The sequence below is a fragment of the Pseudonocardia spirodelae genome (assembly GCF_037727765.1).
In the GTDB taxonomy this organism is placed as follows: Bacteria; Actinomycetota; Actinomycetes; order Mycobacteriales; family Pseudonocardiaceae; genus Pseudonocardia; species Pseudonocardia spirodelae.
This window is the reverse complement of sequence record NZ_JBBJUP010000010.1, coordinates 100,504-118,546: the sequence shown is the minus strand read 5'-3', so window position 1 is coordinate 118,546 and position 18,043 is coordinate 100,504. Positions and strand designations below refer to the sequence as shown.

General features: G+C 77.1%; 15 protein-coding genes. 7 read left to right on the top strand and 8 right to left on the bottom strand.

Going from position 1 to position 18,043, the window contains the following annotated elements; translation table 11 throughout:
* Nucleotides 1-2 precede the first annotated feature (2 nt).
* From WJX68_RS14125 to WJX68_RS14115, 3 genes are read left to right on the top strand one after another with little or no spacing between them, the layout of a single operon-like run.
* The gene (locus tag WJX68_RS14125; RefSeq protein WP_340291006.1) at nt 3-968 is read left to right on the top strand and encodes an ABC transporter permease; all 966 of its coding nucleotides are present in this window, start codon (nt 3-5) and stop codon (nt 966-968) included.
* On the top strand, nt 965-1,831 hold the full coding sequence (locus WJX68_RS14120; RefSeq protein WP_340290827.1) for an ABC transporter permease: 867 nt from the start codon (nt 965-967) through the stop codon (nt 1,829-1,831). Before WJX68_RS14125 ends, WJX68_RS14120 begins: the two co-directional genes overlap by 4 nt.
* Nucleotides 1,828-3,399, top strand: coding sequence for an ATP-binding cassette domain-containing protein (locus tag WJX68_RS14115; protein ID WP_340290825.1), 1,572 nt, complete (start codon nt 1,828-1,830; stop codon nt 3,397-3,399). The genes WJX68_RS14120 and WJX68_RS14115 overlap by 4 nt, the downstream gene beginning before the upstream one ends.
* Before the next feature lie 19 nt (nt 3,400-3,418).
* On the opposite strand, the gene WJX68_RS14110 is transcribed toward WJX68_RS14115, so the two are convergent.
* From WJX68_RS14110 to WJX68_RS14095, 4 genes are read right to left on the bottom strand one after another with little or no spacing between them, the layout of a single operon-like run.
* On the bottom strand, nt 3,419-4,036 hold the full coding sequence (locus WJX68_RS14110; RefSeq protein ID WP_340290823.1) for a malonic semialdehyde reductase: 618 nt from the start codon (nt 4,034-4,036) through the stop codon (nt 3,419-3,421).
* Nucleotides 4,037-4,092: 56 nt separating this feature from the next.
* Nucleotides 4,093-5,025 carry an aldose 1-epimerase family protein gene (locus WJX68_RS14105; protein WP_340290821.1) on the bottom strand — a complete coding sequence of 311 codons (933 nt, stop codon included), beginning with the start codon at nt 5,023-5,025 and terminating at the stop codon, nt 4,093-4,095.
* Between the two features lie 28 nt (nt 5,026-5,053).
* Nucleotides 5,054-8,593, bottom strand: coding sequence for an AAA family ATPase (locus WJX68_RS14100; protein ID WP_340290819.1), 3,540 nt, complete (start codon nt 8,591-8,593; stop codon nt 5,054-5,056).
* Nucleotides 8,590-9,807, bottom strand: coding sequence for a metallophosphoesterase family protein (locus WJX68_RS14095; protein ID WP_340291004.1), 1,218 nt, complete (start codon nt 9,805-9,807; stop codon nt 8,590-8,592). Before WJX68_RS14095 ends, WJX68_RS14100 begins: the two co-directional genes overlap by 4 nt.
* A gap of 230 nt (nt 9,808-10,037) precedes the next feature.
* Here WJX68_RS14095 and WJX68_RS14090 point away from each other — a divergent pair, with 230 nt between their 5' ends.
* Together WJX68_RS14090 and WJX68_RS14085 are read left to right on the top strand one after the other, a co-directional pair.
* A complete protein-coding gene (locus tag WJX68_RS14090) occupies nt 10,038-10,220 on the top strand; it encodes a hypothetical protein (protein WP_340290817.1) in 183 nt (60 codons plus the stop codon).
* Nucleotides 10,217-10,444 (top strand): hypothetical protein, encoded by a 228-nt coding sequence (locus WJX68_RS14085; RefSeq protein ID WP_340290815.1) that lies wholly within the window; start codon nt 10,217-10,219, stop codon nt 10,442-10,444. Before WJX68_RS14090 ends, WJX68_RS14085 begins: the two co-directional genes overlap by 4 nt.
* Nucleotides 10,445-10,448: 4 nt before the next feature.
* On the opposite strand, the gene nhaA is transcribed toward WJX68_RS14085, so the two are convergent.
* The 3 genes from nhaA to edd form a co-directional block, all read right to left on the bottom strand.
* A complete protein-coding gene (gene nhaA, locus WJX68_RS14080) occupies nt 10,449-11,777 on the bottom strand; it encodes a Na+/H+ antiporter NhaA (protein ID WP_340290813.1) in 1,329 nt (442 codons plus the stop codon).
* 334 nt (nt 11,778-12,111) lie between these two features.
* The gene (gene eda / locus WJX68_RS14075) at nt 12,112-12,729 is read right to left on the bottom strand and encodes a bifunctional 4-hydroxy-2-oxoglutarate aldolase/2-dehydro-3-deoxy-phosphogluconate aldolase (RefSeq protein ID WP_340290811.1); all 618 of its coding nucleotides are present in this window, start codon (nt 12,727-12,729) and stop codon (nt 12,112-12,114) included.
* 60 nt (nt 12,730-12,789) lie between these two features.
* A complete protein-coding gene (gene edd / locus WJX68_RS14070; protein WP_340291002.1) occupies nt 12,790-14,634 on the bottom strand; it encodes a phosphogluconate dehydratase in 1,845 nt (614 codons plus the stop codon).
* A 156-nt stretch (nt 14,635-14,790) separates the two neighbouring features.
* Here edd and WJX68_RS14065 point away from each other — a divergent pair, with 156 nt between their 5' ends.
* Nucleotides 14,791-15,969, top strand: a complete 1,179-nt coding sequence (locus WJX68_RS14065; RefSeq protein WP_340290809.1) for an ROK family transcriptional regulator — start codon at nt 14,791-14,793, stop codon at nt 15,967-15,969.
* A gap of 13 nt (nt 15,970-15,982) precedes the next feature.
* Here WJX68_RS14065 and WJX68_RS14060 read toward each other — a convergent pair whose 3' ends face one another.
* Nucleotides 15,983-16,705 carry a GNAT family N-acetyltransferase gene (locus WJX68_RS14060; RefSeq protein ID WP_340290807.1) on the bottom strand — a complete coding sequence of 241 codons (723 nt, stop codon included), beginning with the start codon at nt 16,703-16,705 and terminating at the stop codon, nt 15,983-15,985.
* A 112-nt stretch (nt 16,706-16,817) separates the two neighbouring features.
* Between WJX68_RS14060 and galK the strand changes: the two genes are divergently transcribed.
* Nucleotides 16,818-17,954, top strand: a complete 1,137-nt coding sequence (gene galK, locus WJX68_RS14055) for a galactokinase (RefSeq protein ID WP_340290805.1) — start codon at nt 16,818-16,820, stop codon at nt 17,952-17,954.
* Nucleotides 17,955-18,043: the final 89 nt, after the last annotated feature.

Below are 18,043 nucleotides of genomic sequence, written 5' to 3'. Positions count from 1 at the left end.
CGCTGGCACGCATGATCCTGCGCCGCCTCGCGGTGTCGGTGCTGATCCTGGTCGTGGTCTCGGTCCTGATCTTCGCCGCGACGCTGCTGCTGCCCGGCGACCCTGCGCGGGCCATCCTCGGCCAGCAGGCCACCCCGGAGCGGGTCGCGGCGCTGTCCGAGCAGCTCGGCCTCGACCGGCCCGCGCCCGAGCGCTACCTGAGCTGGCTGGGCGGGGTCCTCACCGGCGACCTCGGCTACTCCGCCGCCACCCAGGGCCCGGTGACCGAGCTGCTCGGCGGCCGGATCGGCGCGTCGGCGCTGCTGCTGGTGCTGACCGCGCTGGTGTCCACCCCGGTCGCGCTGGCCCTCGGCGCGCGGGCCGCGGTGCGCCGCGGCACCCGCACCGACTCCGCGGTGTCCGGCACGTCGCTGGTGCTGGCGGCGCTGCCGGAGTTCGTGATCGGCGTGCTGCTGGTCGTGCTGTTCGCGACCTCGGTGCTGCGGATCCTGCCGTCGGTGACGATCGCGCGCCCCGGCGAGCCGGTGTGGGCGCGGCCCGAGCAGCTGGTGCTGCCGGTCCTGACGCTGGCGCTGGTGGTGATCCCCTACGTGGTGCGGATGATGCGCGCGACGCTGTCGGAGACCCTCGACGCCGGCTACGTGGAGATGGCCCGGCTCAAGGGCCTGCCCGAGCGGACCGTGCTGCTGCGCCACGCCGTGCCGCACACGATCGGCCCGGTCGCGCAGGTGATCGCGCTGCAGCTGGCCTGGCTCGCCGGCGGCGTGGTCGTCGTGGAGTTCCTGTTCCGCTACCCCGGGATCGGGCAGGCGCTGATCGACGCCGTCGCCAACCGGGACGTGCAGGTGGTGCAGGCGATCACGCTGATCATCGCCGCGTTCTACGTGCTGGTGAACCTCGCCGCGGACGTCGCCGGGATCCTGGCCGACCCGCGGATCCGCCACTCCTCGACCGGAGGTGGGTCATGACCGCCGCCACGTCCGCACCGGCCGGGCTGCTGCGCCGCACCTTCCGGCGCCGTCAGGCCCGCGTCGGCGCCGCCCTGACGCTGCTCGTCGTCGCCGTCGCGCTGCTGGGCCCGGTGCTGGGCCCGCTGCTGACCGGCTACGGCGTCGACGACTTCGCCGGGCGCCCGTTCCGCGCCGAGGGCCTGGCCGGCACCGACGACCTGGGCCGCGACGTGCTCACCCGCTTCCTCGCCGGCGGCGGGCCGGTGCTCGCCTCGGCGGTCGCGGCGACGGCGATCGGGATCGTCGGCGGCGCCGTGCTCGGCATGCTCGCCGGGTACTCCGGCACCACCGGCAGCCGCCTCGACCCGCTGATCATGCGCGGCGGCGACGTGCTGCTGTCGTTCCCGCAGCTCGTGCTGGCGCTGCTCGCGGTGGCCGTGCTGGGGTCCTCGGGCTGGCTGCTGGTGCTCGTCATCGGCATCACCCACATCCCCCGCGTCGCCCGGGTCGCGCGGCAGGCGACGCTGTCGGTCGCCGGGCAGGACTACGTGCTGGCCGCCCGGATGTACGGGATGCCGCGGCGCCGGATCCTCGCCACCGAGGTGCTGCCGAACATCACCGGGCCGCTGATGGTGGAGCTGGGGCTGCGCCTGACCTACTCGATCGGCTACGTGGCGTCGCTGTCGTTCCTGGGGCTCGGTGTGCAGCCGCCCGCCGCGGACTGGGGGCTGCAGATCAACGAGAACCGGATCGCGCTGACCGTCGCCCCCTGGGGGGTGCTGCTGCCGGTGCTCGCGATCGCGGTGCTCACCGTCGGCACGAACATGGTCACCGACGCGCTGGCCAAGGAGTCCGCGGACACGACGGGGGGCGTCGCATGAGCGCGACCATCGAGTGCACCGGGCTGCGGGTGGCGACCACCGGCGGCCGCGAGGTGCTGCACGGCGTGGACTGGGCGGTCGCCCCGGGCGAGATCCTCGCCCTGGTCGGCGAGTCCGGCTCGGGCAAGACGACCGCGGCGCTGGCCGCGCTCGGGCACTTCCGCGCCGGGCTCGCCCACACCGGCGGCACGGTGCGCTTCGCCGGGCACACCGAGTCCCACGACGACCTGCTCACGCTGCCCGTGGCGACGCTGCGCGGCGTGCGCGGGCGACTGGTGTCCTACGTGCCGCAGGACCCGGCCCTGTCGCTGAACCCGGTGCTGCGCATCGGCACCCAGGTCGCCGAGGTGCTCACCGCGCACGGCTGGGACGGCGACGTGACCGCCCGGGTCCGCGAGGCCCTGACCGACGTCGGCCTGCCCGGCGACGACGACTTCCTCGCCCGCTACCCGCACCAGCTCTCCGGCGGGCAGCAGCAGCGGGTCGGGATCGCCGCCGCGTTCGTGCACCGGCCCGACGCCGTGGTGCTCGACGAGCCCACCACCGGGCTCGACGTCACGACCCAGGACCTCGTGCTCGACACCGTCCGGGAGCTGGTGACCCGCTCGGGGACCGCGGCGCTCTACATCACCCACGACCTCGCCGTCGTCGCCGGGCTGGCCGACCGGGTCGCGGTGATGCAGGCCGGAGAGGTCGTCGAGACCGGTCCGGTGCGCGGGATCCTCACCGCGCCCGAGCACCCGTACACCCGGGCACTGATCGCGGCGGTGCCGGACCTGGCGCGGGTGCCCGACCGCGACCCGTCCCCGGCCGGGGAGCCGGTGCTGCGGGTGCGCGGCGCCGGGAAGCGCTACGGCGGCCGCGCCGTCCTCGACGGCGTCGACCTGGAGCTGGCCGCCGGGGAGTGCCTGATGCTGCTCGGCGAGTCCGGGTCGGGCAAGACCACCCTGGCCCGCGGCCTGTCCGGGCTGCTGCCGCTGGACGCCGGGGAGCTGAGCCTGCACGGCGAGCCGCTCGCCACCCCGCGGACCTGGGCGCAGCTGCGCAGCGTGCAGTACGTGTTCCAGAGCCCGTTCGCCTCGCTCAACCCGCGGCGGACGCTGGCGAGCTCGCTGGAGGTGCCGCTGCGCCACCTCACCGACCTCGACGCGGCGGCCCGGCGGGACCGGGTGGCCGACATGCTGCGCCAGGTCCGGCTCGGCGAGTCCTTCGCCCACCGCTATCCCGGCGGGCTGTCGGGCGGGGAGCGCCAGCGCGCGGCGATCGCCCGCGCACTGGTCACCGCACCGGACGTCCTGGTGTGCGACGAGGTGACCTCGGCATTGGACGTCTCGGTGCAGGCCTCGATCGTCGAGCTGCTGGCCACGGTGCGCCGCGAGCTGGGCACCGCGATGCTGTTCGTGACCCACAACATCGCACTGGCCCGCGAGGTCGCGGACCGGATCGCGGTGCTGCAGCACGGCCGGATCGTCGAGCAGGGGACGGTCGAGCAGGTGCTCGCCGACCCGCGCCACGACTACACGCGCGAGCTGCTGGCGCACACGCCGTCGATGACCACGCCGCGCTGAGGGGTTCGCGCTGAGGGGCTCAGGCGAAGGTGAGGACCTCGTCGGCGGCCAGGCGCGGGAGCCGCGGGTGCCAGGCGTCGGGGCCGGGGTGGCCCAGGTTGACCACGAGCAGCGCGCGGTGCCGCCCGCCGGGCAGGAACTCGGCGGTGACGGCGTCGGCGTCGAAGCCGGCCATCGGGCCGGTCGCCAGGCCGTGCGCGCGGGCGGCGAGCAGGACGTAGCCGGCCTGCAGGGTGCCGTTGAACCGCGCCATGCCCTCGCGGCCCTCGCGGCCCTGGCTCTCGAGGCCGTCGCGGAAGCCGGGCTTGACCGGGAAGGTGTGGTCGGAGTGGACGTGGAAGTCCAGGTCCGCGGCCAGGATCGCGACGACCGGCGCGGCCTCGGACTTCGCGCGGTTGCCCTCGGCCAGCAGCGGCAGCAGCCGGGCCTTCCCCTCGTCGCTGCGGACGAACACGACCCGCAGCGGCTGGGTGTTGGCCGCGGTCGGCGGCCACTGGGCGAGCTCCCACACCGCGCGCAGCGTCTCGTCGGTGACGGGCTCGTCGGAGAAGGTGTTCGCGGTGCGGGCCTCGGTGAACAGGGCGGCACGGCCGGCCTCGTCGAGGACGGGCAGGAGCGTCGGGGAAGCGGCAGTCACGTTCGGTGGAACGTTCAACCACTTCGCCGGTGTTCCGGCGCCGCCGGTGACCCGCCTCACCCGGTGGCGTGCACGCCCCAGCGCAGCACCTGGGTCTCCCCCGGCACCAGCTCGATGAGGTCGGTGCCGGAGTTCAGCGCGTCCGGCGGGCAGGTCATCGGTTCGACCGCGATCGCCCGCGACGCGGTCACCGCCCCGTCCGGGCCCTGGCGCGGGAAGTCGTCGGGGGTGAACACCTGCACCCAGCCGAACGCCGGGTCGGCCCACAGCTCGGTGCCGCCGCCGTCGCGGGCGCCGACACGGTGCCGGACGCGGCCGTCGGCGCCGCCGTCCGGGCCCGCCCCCGGGGTGCAGCCGCCGAACGTGCTGTCCAGCTGCAGCCCGGCCAGGCGGGTGCGGGAGATCGCCGCCTGCAGCGGCGCGGCCGGGCCGTCGGGCAGCTGGTCGCGCAGCGGCAGCTCGGTGCGCGCGGACAGGGTGAGCTCCAGCTCGTCGGTCGGGACGTCCCCGACCCGCAGGTACGGGTGGAAGCCCAGCCCGAACGGGACGGGTGCCTCGCCCAGGTTCTCGACCTCGGTGGTGACGGTCAGCCCGTCGCGGCCGACGGCGTAGGTGACCGTCACGCGCACCGGCTGCGGCCAGCCCGGCTGCACCGCGGCGACCGCGCAGAGGGTGACCCGGTCGCCCGCGCGCTCGACCAGCGTCCACGGCACGTGGCGCAGCAGGCCGTGGATGGCGTTGCCGGCGTCGGGCTCGGTGAGCGCGAGCCGGTGCCCGGCGCCGCGGTGCGACCAGCGCCCGCCGCGGACCCGGTTCGGCCACGGCGCCAGCACCGCGCCGGAGCCCTTCGGCGGGCGCGCGGTCGGCGGGTGCGGCTCGATCCGGACCCGGCCGCCCTGGGAGAAGCCCGCGAGCGCCGCGCCGACCTCGTCGACCTCGGCCCGGGCGTCCCCGCTGACGATCACGAACCGCTCACCGCACGCATCCATGCCGGGCAGTCTGCCCGGCCGCGGGTGATCAGCCCGCGAGCGGGGTGGCGCGCACGGAGTCGGCGTCGGCGACCGCCTCGACCGGGGCGGGCGGGCCCAGCTCGGCGACGGTGAACGCGACCCCGGCGGCGCGGGCCAGGCCGACGACGTGCTCGTGGTGGGTGAACAGCAGCACCTGCGCCAGCTGCGCGAGCTCCCCCAGGACGGCGACGGCGGCGGCGCCGCGCTCGTCGTCGAAGGTCATCAGGACGTCGTCGAGGACCACCGGGACGGTCGGCAGCCCGGCCGCGACCCGGTCGGCCTGCAGCTGCTCGATCCCGGCCAGGCGCAGCGCCAGGTGCACCTGGTCCGCGGTGCCCTCCGAGAGCCGGGTGGGGGCGAGCTCCTCGCCGTCGGCGCGGACCGCGACCAGGCTGCGCCCGCTGCCGCCGGCCTCGGCCGGGGGCCGCAGCGCGACGAACCGGCCCGCGGTGAGCCGCTCCAGCAGCGTCCCGGCGCGCACCAGCAGCGGCGAGGCGTGGCTGCGCTCGTAGGCCTCGAGCTCGCGGCGCAGGATCTCGCGCTGCAGGTGCAGCACCAGGTAGCGCTCCGCGGCGTCGGCGACGCCGGCCAGCTCGGACGCCGCGCGGGCGTGCAGCTCCGCGGCGCCCTCGGCCTCCTCCAGCTCGCGGCGCCGGGCCCGCAGCCCGCCCAGCTGCTCGCGGACCTCGTCCTGCTCGGTGCCGAGGTCGCGCTCGTGGGCCTCGGCCCGGTCGAGGGCCTCGGCCAGCGCGCCGGGCTCGGTGTCCGGCGCGGCCGCGACCTGCTCGGCCGCGTCGAGGTCGGGGGCGGCCGCGGCGAGCAGCCGGGCCTGCTCGGCGATGCGGGCGTCGAGCCCGGCGACGTGCGCGCCCCGCTCGGCGGCGGCCTCCAGGCCGCCGGGCTCGGGCGCCTCGGTCAGTGCCAGCTCGACGGCCAGCCGGTCGAGCACCGCGGTGGCGGCGGCGACGTCGCGGGCGGCGCGGGCGGCGTCGTCCTCGGCGGCGACGATGTCGTCGTCGAGGTGGCCGGCCGAGACCGCGGCCGTGGTGACCGCGCGGACCCGCTCGGCGAGCTCGCCGAGACGGTCGGCCGGCGCGGTGCCGGTGGGGGCGGGCTCCAGGTGGCGGGTGACGAGTGCGGCGACCGCGCGGGTGTGCGCGGCGACGGCGCGCTCCAGGCGGCGGGCCTCCTCGTCGTCCTGGCGGGCGAGCGCTCCGGCGGACTGGGCGTCGGCGACGGTGTCGCGCCGGGTGTCCCAGCCGGCCGGCTCCAGGTCGGTGGGCAGCCCGGCGCCGCGCAGCGCGAAGCGCCACCGCTGGGCGGCCAGCTCCCGCTCGTGCCGCGCGGCGTCGGCGGCGCCGCCGGCCCGCTCGGCCTCGCTGCGCAGGCGGGCCAGCAGGACCCGCCGGTCGCGGGCGTGCTCGGCCTCGGTGGCGAGGTCGGCCGCGGCGACGAGCAGCACGTCGAGCGGGGCGCCGTCGCGCGGGCGACCGGCCGCGGCCAGGGCCGCCCCCAGGGCGCGTTCCTGCTCGTCGGCCTGGTCGCGCAGCCGGGCGAGGCGCTCGTCGGCGCGGGCGGCCTCGTCCTCGGCGCGGGCGGCCTCGGCCAGCGCGGCGGCGACGGCGTCGGCGTCGTCGGGGTCCGGGACGGCGACGCCGTGTGCGCGCCACAGGGTGGTCCAGGCGGTCGTGGCGGCGGCGGTGCGCCCGGCCGCGGCGTCGGCGGCGGACGCGGTCCGGGCGGCCCCGGCGTCGGCCTCGGCCAGCTCGGCCTCGCGGTGGGCGAGCTCGGCGACCCGGTCCGCGGAGGCGATCATGTCGTCCGCGACGCGGTCGGCCGCGGCCAGCGCCCGGGAGAGCCGTCCGGCGGCCGCGCCGGCCCCGTCCGGGCCCGCGGCGAGCAGCTGCTCCAGCGCGGCGTCGCGGTCGGCGCGGGCCGCGGCCAGCGCGTCGGCGCCGACCGGGCGCCCGTCGGCGGCGACGCCGTCGCGGGCGGTGCGGGCCCGGTGGGCGCGGTCGGCGGCGTCGGCGGCGGCCCGGCGGGCGGCCCGCTCGTCCTGCTCGGCGGTGCGCAGCGCGGCACGGCACTCCCGGACCTCGCGCTGCGGCGGGGCGAGCACGCCGCGCGCGTGCGGCGCTGCCGGGTCGGGGGCGCCGCGGTACCCGGCGGCGGCGAGCGCCTCGGCGCGACGGGTGCGTGCGGCGTCACGCTCGACCACGGCGGCCCGGCACAGCGCGGCCGCCGAGCCCTCGGCCTCGATCGCGCGGCGCACCTCGGCGACCCGGCCGACGCGGTCGGGGTCGAGCCCGCCCGGCACCTCGGACTCCTCGCGGACCTCGGCGAGGGCGTCGGCGTGCAGCCGTTCGGCGCGCGCGGCCTCGGCCGTGGCCTCGGTGAGCGCGCGGGCGTGGACGTCGAGGTCGCGGGCCCGGTCGGCCGGCAGGTGGACGGCGGCGAGCCGGTCGGCGGGGCTGCGGCCGTCGTCGGCGACGAGCCCGGCGAGCGCGGTCTCGGCGCGGCGGTGGGCCTCGGCGGCGTCGGCACGCAGCCGGGCGGCGCGCTCGGCGTCGGCGCGGCGGGCCTGGGCGGCGGACTCCAGCTCGCGCACCCGGGTCGCGTCGGCCAGCAGGTCCTCGTCGAGGTCGAGCTCCGCGCGCCGGGCCCGCAGCGCGTCGGCGGCGGCGCGGTGCTCGTCGCGGGCGGTCTCGGCGGCGGCGAGGGCCGCGGTGGCCGCCGTGTACTCCTGCAGCGACGCGGCGTCGAGCGCGGCACCGTCGGCGCAGAGCCGGTCGCGCTCGGCGCGCAGCGCGGCCAGCTCGCGGGCGGGGTCGTGCGCGCGGACGGCCTGGCGGGCCGCGTCCGCGGCGACGGCGGCGGCGCGCCGGGTGCGCGACAGCTCGGCGGCCCGGCGCTCCAGACGGGCGATCTCCCCGGCCAGTGCGGTGACCTCGCCGGCCCGCGCGACCCGCTCCCCGACCGCCTTCTCGGTCTCGGTGAACCGGGCGAACGCCGCCCGCACCTGCACCGAGCGGTTCCCGCGGTGGTCCTTGAACAGCGCGTCGGCCTCGGCGTCCAGTGCCGCGACGAGCGCGCGGGCGTCGCGCCCGCTGCGCGCGGTGAACACCAGCTCGGCGAGGTCGCCCTCCCCCGCGCACAGCGCCCGCCCGCCCTCGCGCAGGTCCTCGTGGCCGAGCCCGAAGCCCTCGCGCCAGCGGCGCCGGGCGTCCGCACCGGAGGCGCCCCACGGCGGATCGGCGGGCGCACCGGCACCGTCGTGCAGGCCGCGGGTGGTGCGGCGCAGCACCGCCGGGGAGCCGGACCCGTCCTCGACCGTGGCCGAGACGGCGAGCCGCGACGGCCCCACGGCGTAGGCGTGGCGGACCGGGCGCGGCATCCCCCACAGCAGGTCCGACAGCGCGTCGAGCAGGGTGGTCTTGCCCGCCTCGTTCGGCCCGGACACGATCGTCAGGCCGGCGCCGAGGGTGAGCTCGCGGCCCTCGTAGGCGCCGTAGCGCTCCAGGACCAGGGTGCGCAGCGCGGCGGTCACGAGCCGGCCATCCGGGCCAGCAGCTGCTGCTCGGCCTGGCGGGCCAGCGCGGCGAGCCGCTCGTCGTCGCGCAGGTCGAGCAGGCCCGCCTCGCGCAGGCGGCGGCCGACCTCGCGCTCCAGCGGTGCGGCGAGCTCGCGGATGCGGTCCGGCTCGGCGGCCAGCCCGGCCGCGGCCGCGGACACGGCCGCGGTGAGCTCCGGGTCGACGGCGAGCGCCCCGGCCGGCGGACGGGTGCGGTTGCGGACCTTCTCCAGCACCGCCCCGCAGCGCTCGGCGATCAGCTCCAGCTCGGTGCGCACCCCCTCGGTGGCGGTCAGCGCGGGCGCGGCGGGGCCGGCGCCGTGCAGCGTCACCTGCGCGACGACGGTGCGCGGCGCGGCGGCGGCGCACCGCTCGGCCAGGGCGGCGGCGACGGCGTCGTAGACCTCGTCGGCGTCGGCGAGCCCGCCGATGTCGACCTCGACGAGCTCCCAGCGGGCGACGTCGAGCACCAGCGGCGTGACCGCGGCCCACCGTTCCGGGGCGGTGTCGACCAGCAGCGCGCCCTTCGGCCCGCGTTCCTGCGGGTGCCGGCCCTGCAGGTTGCCGGAGAACCAGGCCTGGTGCGGGCCGTCGCACACCGCCCGCTGCTCGTGCACGTGGCCGAGCGCGAAGTACTCGTACCCGCAGCCGGACAGGTCCTCCGGACGGCAGGGGGCGTAGGTGTCGTGGCGGTCGTCGCCCTGCACCGAGGTGTGCAGCACGCCGACGTTGACCATCCCGGGCACGCGGTCGGGGTAGGCGGGGACCAGGTTCTCCAGCACCGCGCGGCGGGCGAAGCCCTGCCCGTGCACGGCGAGGCCGAGGTCGTCGAGGACGACGGTCTCCGGTGCGTCCACCGACAGCCGGTGGGTGTTCGGGGGCAGGCGCAGCGAGCGGGTGATCTCGGACTCGGCGTCGTGGTTGCCGCTGATGAGGAACACCGGCACGCCCTCGTCGTGCAGCCGCGACAGCTGCCGCACGAAGAACGCGCCGGTGGCGTAGTCCTTCCAGTCGCCGTCGTAGACGTCGCCGGCCAGCACGAGCGCGTCGGCCCGGGAGTCGACGACGGCGTCGACGAGGTTCTCGCAGGCCCGCCGGGTCGCCGCACGCAGCGTGCCGGCGAGCTGGGAGTCGCCGAGCCGCGACAGCCCGCGCAGGGGGCTGTCGAGGTGCAGGTCGGCGGCGTGCACCAGGCGCAAGAAGGAGCTCCAACCGGTCGTGGTCCCGCGGAACCGCCGAGTCTAGGACGCGCCGGGTCCGGCACCCGCGAGCGACACCGCCGATCCGGATGTGGACCATGAAACCGCAGGTCAGGTGGTCCGCGACACACAGCGGCGCGGGTCACGTTCCGGTGTCCGGATCATGGCGTGCGGGTAGATGCTGGGCGTCCGATCCCGTCATCCCCGAGGTCGTGTTCCCCATGATCCAGCTCTGCGAACGTTGCTTCGCCCCGGTCGACCCCGCGACCGAGCGCGTCTACCGGCTCTCCCACATCGACCACGCCGACGCCGCGGGCGAGGTGCGCTGGCGCGAGGCCGTCGTGCACGTCGCGGCCTGTGTGCCCGCGGGCACCGGCGCGCCGGTCGAGCGGCGTGCCGCATGATGCGCGACGCGCTCTGCGAGCGCTGCTGGGGCCCGATCGACCCGACGGTCGAGCCGCTGCGCGTCCGCTTCCACGAGGGCACCGCCCCCGACGGCGGCCGGGCCCGCAGCGTGGTGCACGCGCTGCCGTGCCTGCGCCCGGACACCGGGGAGTGGGACCGCGGCCGCCGCGGCCTGTCCCCCGCCGCGGTGCGCCACGCGGCGGCCCGCGCCGACCACCGCTGAGGGTTCACCCCTCGCGGCGCGGCTCCTGGTAGACGTCCGGGACGCCGTCGTGGTCGTCGTCGCGGGTCTCGATCTCGGCGATGCGCCGGTAGTGGGCGTTGCGCAGCCGCAGGACCACCGTCGCCAGCAGCGCCGCGAGCAGCGACCCGGCGAGCACGCCGACCTTGACGTGGTCGTCCTGCGGGGTGCCGGTGCCGAAGGCGAGCTCGCCGACGAGCAGCGACACGGTGAACCCGATGCCCGCGAGCTGGGCCAGGCCGAGCAGGTCCCACCAGCTGAGCTCGTCGGACAGCTCCGCGCGGGTGACCCGCTGCACCAGCCAGGTCGCCCCGAGCACGCCGACGGTCTTGCCCAGCACCAGGCCCGCGACGATGCCGAGGGTGACCGTGTCGAGCAGGGCACCGCCGAACCCGCCCGCGTCGCCGCCCACGACCGTCACCCCGGCGGCGAAGAAGGCGAACACCGGCACCGCGACCCCGGCCGACAGCGGCCGCCACCGGTGCTCGAAGTGCTCGGACAGCGAGACGCCGTGCACGCGGTGGCGGCCCAGGACCGGCACGGCGAAGCCGAGCAGGACACCGGCGACGGTGGCGTGCACCCCGGACTCGTGCACGAGCACCCAGGTGATCGCGGCCAGCGGCAGCAGCACCCACCAGGACCGCACACCGCGTTGCACGGCGAGGGCGAACAGCGCCAGCGGCACGAGCGCACCCGCCAGCGGCAGCACCGACAGCTGGTCGGTGTAGAAGACCGCGATGATCGTGATGGCGAGCAGGTCGTCGACGACGGCGAGGGTCAGCAGGAAGGTCCGCAGTGCGGTCGGCAGGTGCGTCCCGATGACGGCGAGCACGGCCAGCGCGAACGCGATGTCGGTGGCCGTCGGGATGGCCCAGCCGACGAGCGCGTCGGGGTTCGCCGCGTTGACCGCGACGTAGATCAGCGCCGGCACGGCCATGCCGCCGACGGCGGCGGCGACCGGGAGCAGGGCCCTGCGCGGGTCGCGCAGGTCACCGGCGAGGAACTCGCGCTTGAGCTCGAGCCCGACGACGAAGAAGAAGATCGCGAGCAGGCCGTCGGCGGCCCAGGTGGCCAGCGAGAGGTCCAGGTGCAGCGCGGCCGGGCCGATCGTGAACCCGGCCAGGTCGGCGTAGGTGTCGCGCCAGGGCGAGTTGGCGAACAGCAGCGCCAGCGCCGCGGCGGCGACCAGCAGGACGCCACCGACGGTCTCGGTGCGCAGGACGTCCGCGACGCGGCGGGCCTGCGCCCAGGATCCGCGGGAGAACAGGCGGGTCGGTGCCGACGGGTTCGGTGACGGGTCGGGCGAGGTGTTCACGGGGCTCCGGGGAGGTCGGGCGGGCAGGGGTCACTGCACGCCGACCAGACTTCCCGGCACACCGGTACGGAATCCTAACGGTCGCGCCCACCCGGTGTCAGCACGATGAGGCGGCCCCCACCCCGCTCCCGTCCGGACGCGTCCGCGGCGCCGGGCGGCCCCCTCGCGCCGCCCGGCGCCGGGCCGGCGTCAGGATCGCGTCAGGACCGGGTCGTGCGCGGCCGCGGCGGGCGCACGATGGCGTCATGAGCGACATCGCCGGGTGGGCCCTGGTCCTGCTCTACCTGCTGCTCGCCGTGCTCGCGGCCCGGGCCGTGCTGCGCGACCGGGTGGGTCACCCCAGTGCGGCGGCCGCGGCGGCGAGCTCGCGGATCCGCCCGAAGTCGCCCGCGGCGACGGCGTCGGCCGGGGTGAGCCAGGACCCGCCGACGCACGACACGTTCGGCAGCGCGAGGTAGTCCGGCGCCGTCGCGGCGCTGATCCCGCCGGTCGGGCAGAACCGCAGGTCGGGCAGGGGCCCGGCGACCGAGGACAGGAACGGTCGCCCGCCGGCGGCCTCGGCCGGGAAGAACTTCATCGCCGTGTGCCCGCGCTCGGCGACGGCCATCATCTCCGAGATCGACGCGGTGCCGGGCAGGAAGTCCAGCCCGGAGTCCTCCATCGCGTCGAGCAGCCGCGGCGTGGCGCCCGGGCTCACCAGGAACCGCGCCCCGGCCGCGACCGAGGCGCGGACGTCGTCGGGGGTGCGCACGGTCCCGGTGCCGACGACGGCGTCGGGGACCTCCGCGGCGATCCGCCGCACGGCCTCGGCCGCGGCCGGGGTCCGCAGGGTCACCTCGATGACGGGCAGGCCGCCCCCGACCAGGGCGCGGGCCAGCGGGACCGCGGCCCCGGCGTCGTGCAGCACGACGACGGGGACGACGGGGGCCAGTTCGAGCAGCTTCTCGCTCACGGGGTCCTCTCGGTTCCTCCCGGTCCGTCCCGGGGGGCTCGGTCTGTGCGGCGGGCTCGGTCAGTACGGCAGGGCGACGGTGGCGCCGGTGTCGGCCGGGCCGACCGCGGCGCGGAACGCCGCGAACAGCTCGCGCCCGGTGCCGGTCGTCCCCCCGGACGGCCCGGTGGGCCCGGCGTGCTCGCGGGCGTCGAACTCGTCGGCGTCGACCAGCAGGGACAGCGTGCCGTTCAGGGTGTCGAGGCGCACGAGGTCCCCGTCGCGGACGCGTCCCAGCGGCCCGCCCTGCGCGGCCTCGGGGGTGACGTGCAGCGCGGCGGGGACCTTGCCCGAGGCGCCGGACATGCGGCCGTCGGTGACGATCGCGACCTGGTGGCCGCGGTCCTGCAGGACGCCGAGCGCCGGGGTGAGCTTGTGCAGCTCGGGCATGCCGTTCGCGCGCGGGCCCTGCCGGCGGACGACGGCGACGAGGTCGCGCCCGTCCAGCTCCCCCGCACCGAAGGCGGCGAGCAGCTGCTCCTGGTCCTCGAACACCACCGCCGGCGCCTCGACGACGCGGTGGTCCGGGTCGACCGCGGAGGTCTTGACGACCGAGCGGCCGAGGTTGCCGTGCAGCACGCGCAGCCCGCCGTCCGGGGAGAACGGGTCGGCGACCGAGCGCAGGACCTTCTTGTCCAGGCTCTCGGTGGGGCCCTCGCGCCACACCAGCTCGGTGGTGGCGCCGGAGGTGTCGAGGAACGGCTCGCGGGTGTAGCGGCGCAGGCCGGCGCCGTCGACGGTGCGGACGTCGTCGTGGGCCAGGCCCGCGTCGAGCAGCTCGCGGATCAGCAGCTGCATCCCGCCGGCGGCGTGGAAGTGGTTCACGTCGGCGTCGCCGTTGGGGTAGATGCGGGCCAGCAGCGGCACGACGGCGGACAGCTCGGAGAAGTCGTCCCAGGTGATCTGCACGCCCGCGGCGGCGGCCATCGCGACCAGGTGCATCGTGTGGTTGGTCGAGCCGCCGGTGGCCAGCAGCGCGACGATGCCGTTCACGACGGCCTTCTCGTCGACGACGCGGCCCATCGCGCGGTCCGGGTCCCCGGCCGCGTCCAGCGCGCGGCGGGCGACCTCCTCGGTCAGGGCGTCGCGCAGCGCGGTGCCGGGGTTGACGAACGAGCTGCCCGGCAGGTGCAGGCCCATGACCTCCATCAGCAGCTGGTTGGAGTTCGCGGTGCCGAAGAACGTGCAGGTCCCGGGGCCGTGGTAGCTGGCGGACTCGGCCTCGAGGAGCTCGTCGCGGCCGACCTCGCCCGCGGCGAAGCGCTGGCGCACCGCGGCCTTGCGCTTGTTCGCCAGGCCGGAGGTCATCGGGCCGGCCGGGGCGAGCAGCACCGGCAGGTGGCCGAAGGACAGCGCGCCCATCACCAGGCCGGGCACGATCTTGTCGCAGACGCCGAGCAGGACCGCGGCGTCGAACATGTCGTGGCTCAGCGCGATCGCGGTGGACATGGCGATGACGTCGCGGGAGAACAGCGACAGCTCCATGCCCGCGCGGCCCTGGGTGATGCCGTCGCACATGGCGGGCACTCCCCCGGCGACCTGGGCGACGCCACCGGCGGCACGGGCGGCGGCCTTGATCCGGGCCGGGTAGGTCTCGAACGGCTGGTGCGCGGAGAGCATGTCGTTGTAGGCGGTGACGATGCCGATGTTGCGGGCGGGCGACGCGGTGAGCGTCAGCTTGTCCGGCCCGCAGGCGGCGACGGCGTGGGCGAGGTTGGCGCAGCCCATGCCGTCGCGGTTCGGCCCGGTGGCCGGGGCGGCGGCGGTGGCGATGCGCTCGAGGTAGGCGGCCCGGGTGGTGGCGGAGCGGGCGACCACCCGCCGGGTGACGGCGTCGACGACGGGGTGCAGCGGTGCGGTGCCGATCGGTGCGGTGTCGGTCACGGTACGTCGATCTCCAGGTGGTGGGTGCGTGGCGGACCGTTCGATACGCACTCTATCCACTTGCTTCGGTACTCACAAGACGTAAGTGTGACGTGATCAGCGTTTTACCAGGTCGAAGCCCTGTGGTTCACTGGACGAATGCGAGGACGCACCCCGACCAGCGCGCCCGCGACCGCGGGCGAGATCTTCCGGCTGGTCCGGGACGGCGTGGCCGGCACCCGGACCGAGATCGGCCGCGAGACCGGGCTGTCCCGGACCGCCGTCGCCGCCCGCGTCGACCGCCTGCTCGCCGACGGCCTGGTGACCGAGGTCGTCGGCGCCGCCGCGACCGGCGGGCGCCCCGCCGCCCGGCTGGAGTTCAACGCCGCCGGCGGGACCGTGCTCGCGCTCTCGGTCGGCGTCAGCCGTTCCAAGGCGGCGGTGTGCGACCTGTCGGGCACGGTGCTGGCCGAGGAGGTCGTCGACATCGCGGCCTCGGCCGGACCGGAGCACCTGCTCGGCGAGGCCGTGGTCCGCCTGGAGAAGCTGCTGCTCACCGCCGGGGTCGACGACGCCTCGATCCGCGGCATCGGGCTGTCGGTCCCGGGCACGGTGGACGGCGCACGCGGCTGGTCGGTCGGCGTGCCCGCGCTGCCCGGCTGGGAGCGCATCGCGCTGCCGCCGCTGCTCACGACCCGCTTCCCCGCGCCGGTGCTGGTCGACAACGACGTGAACGTGATGGCGCTGGCCGAGCACGACGCGCACCCCGACGTCGACGACCTGCTCATGGTCAAGATCGGCTCCGGGGTCGGGGCCGGGCTGGTCTGCGGCGGTGCGCTGCAGCGCGGTGCCTGGGGCGCGGCCGGCGAGATCGGGCACACCCCCGTGCACGACGGGCCGGGCGTGGGCTGCGGCTGCGGCAACGTCGACTGCCTGGAGGTGCTCGCCTCGGGCCGCGCGCTGGTCCGCGACCTCGCCGCCGCGGGCCGCCCGGTGCAGTCGATCGCCGACGTCGTCGCGCTGGTGAAGTCCGGCGACCCGGACGCGGTCCGCCTGGTCCGCATCGCCGGGCGCCGGCTCGGCGAGGTGCTCGCCGCCGCGGTCAACCTGGTCAACCCGTCGCTGGTCGCGATCGGGGGCGACCTGGTGGGGGCGTTCGACCCCCTGGTCGCGGGTGTGCGCGAGGCGATCTACCGGCGCTCGATGGCCGCGGCCACGCAGAACCTGCGCATCGAGCCGGGCCTGCTCACCGGCCGGTCCGGCGTGATGGGCTGCGCGATCCTGGTGCTCGACGAGGTGCTGTCCCCCGGCGCCGTCGACGCCGCGCTGTCGGCCTGAGCCGGCGCGCGGGTCAGTGCGGCGTCCGCAGCAGGTCGAAGCGCATGTCGCGCGACAGCGTGAAGCCCATCGCGCGGTAGAGCCGGATCGCCCCGTGGTTGACGGCCGAGGCGTGCAGCACCGGCCGCTCCCCGCGCGCGACGATCCCGGCCGCGACCGCGTCGACCAGCCGCCGGGCCAGACCGCGCCCGCGGAACGCCGGGTCGGTGCAGACGGCACTGATCTCGGTCGCGCCGGCCGGGCCCTCGCCGCCCAGGCGCATCCGCTCGCCCGCCATCGCGACCAGGCGCCCCTCGTGGCGCACGCCGAGGTAGCGGCCCATCTCCGCGGTGCGCGCCAGCCACGGCCCGGGACGGGTCCGCCCGGTCAGCCGGGCCATCTCCGCGCGGTCGCCGGGACCGAGCTCGACGGCGTCGGGGTCGGGTGCGCCGCGCACCGCGGCGCCGTCCATCTGCACGCCCGGAAAGTCGCGCACGAGCTCCCAGCCCGGCGGCACCGCGGGCGGCCCGGCACCGGGCCGCACCAGCACGACCTCCGCGCCGGGGCCGCACAGCGCCGCGAGGTCGGCCCAGTCCCCGGGACCGGGCGCGGCCGGCAGCGCCCCGAACGGCGACACGTCCGCGTCGAAGCGGGCGGCGCCGCCGCGGGTGGCGCCGAAGGCGCGCAGCCGCCCGCGCAGCGCGGACGTCACCGGGTCGGTCAGGGCGAGGTCCACGGCGTCGGCGAGATCGGGCACGGTGACCATCGTGCCTCCCGCGGTCCCCCGGCCGCACGGACCCCGCCCGCACCGCCGTCACCGCACCGCCGTCACCGCACCACCGTCACCGCACCACCCCCACGGAGCCGCCATGTCCGCCGTCGCCGAGACCTTCGCCAGCCGCCACGGGAGCGCCCCGACCGGGGTCTGGTTCGCCCCCGGCCGGGTCAACCTGATCGGTGAGCACACCGACTACAACGACGGGTTCGTGCTGCCCTTCGCCCTGCCGCAGCGCGCCGTCGTCGCCGCGGCACCCGCGTCCGGCGCGCGCAGCCGCGTCCGGTCGGTGCAGGAGCCCGGCGCCGCCGTGGAGTTCTCCGCCGCGACCGTCGTGCCCGGGGAGGTGCCGGGCTGGGCCGCCTACGTGGCCGGGACCTGCTGGGCCTTCCGCGAGGCCGGCTACCCGCTCGGCGAGGTCGAGCTGGAGCTGGACTCCGACGTGCCGGTCGGCGCGGGACTGTCCTCCTCGGCCGCCGTCGAGTGCGCGGTCGGGGTCGCGCTGGCCGGGCTCGCCGGGTCCCGGATCGGCCCGACCGAGCTGGCCCGGATCGCCCGCCGCGCGGAGAACGAGTTCGTCGGCGCCCCGACCGGCGGCATGGACCAGATGGCGTCGATGCACGGCCGCGAGGGACGGCTGGTCTTCCTCGACACCCGCGACGACCGCGTCGAGCTCGTCCCGTTCGACCTGCCCGCGCACGGCCTGGAGCTGCTGGTGGTCGACACCCGCGCACCGCACGCGCACGCGGGCGGCGAGTACGGCGCCCGGCGCGCGGACTGCGAGGCCGCGGCCGCCGCACTCGGTGTCGCCGCGCTGCGCGACGCCGGCCCGCAGGACCTGGAGCGGATCGGCGACGAGCGCATCCGCCGCCGCGCGCGCCACGTCGTCACCGAGAACGCCCGGGTGCTCGAGGTCGTGCGGCTGCTGTCCGGCGGGGCCGACCCGCGCGCGATCGGCCCGCTGCTCGACGCCTCGCACACCTCGATGCGCGACGACTTCGAGATCACCGTGCCGCACGTCGACGTGGCCGTGGAGGCCGCCCGCGACGGCGGCGCGGCCGGGGCGCGGATGACCGGCGGCGGGTTCGGCGGCTGTGTCATCGCCCTCGCCGACACCGACCGGGTGCCGGCCGTGACCGCGGCCGTGACCGCGGCCTACGCCGAGCGCGGCTGGACCGAGCCGGTGGTGTTCGCCGGGACGCCGTCACCGGGGGCCGGCCGGCTGCTCTGAGCACCGTTCCCACGACCGCTCGGCGACGGGCCGCCCGCCGGTACCGGGTTCCGCTTTCGAAGTACGGATCCGAATCGGTACAGTACGGA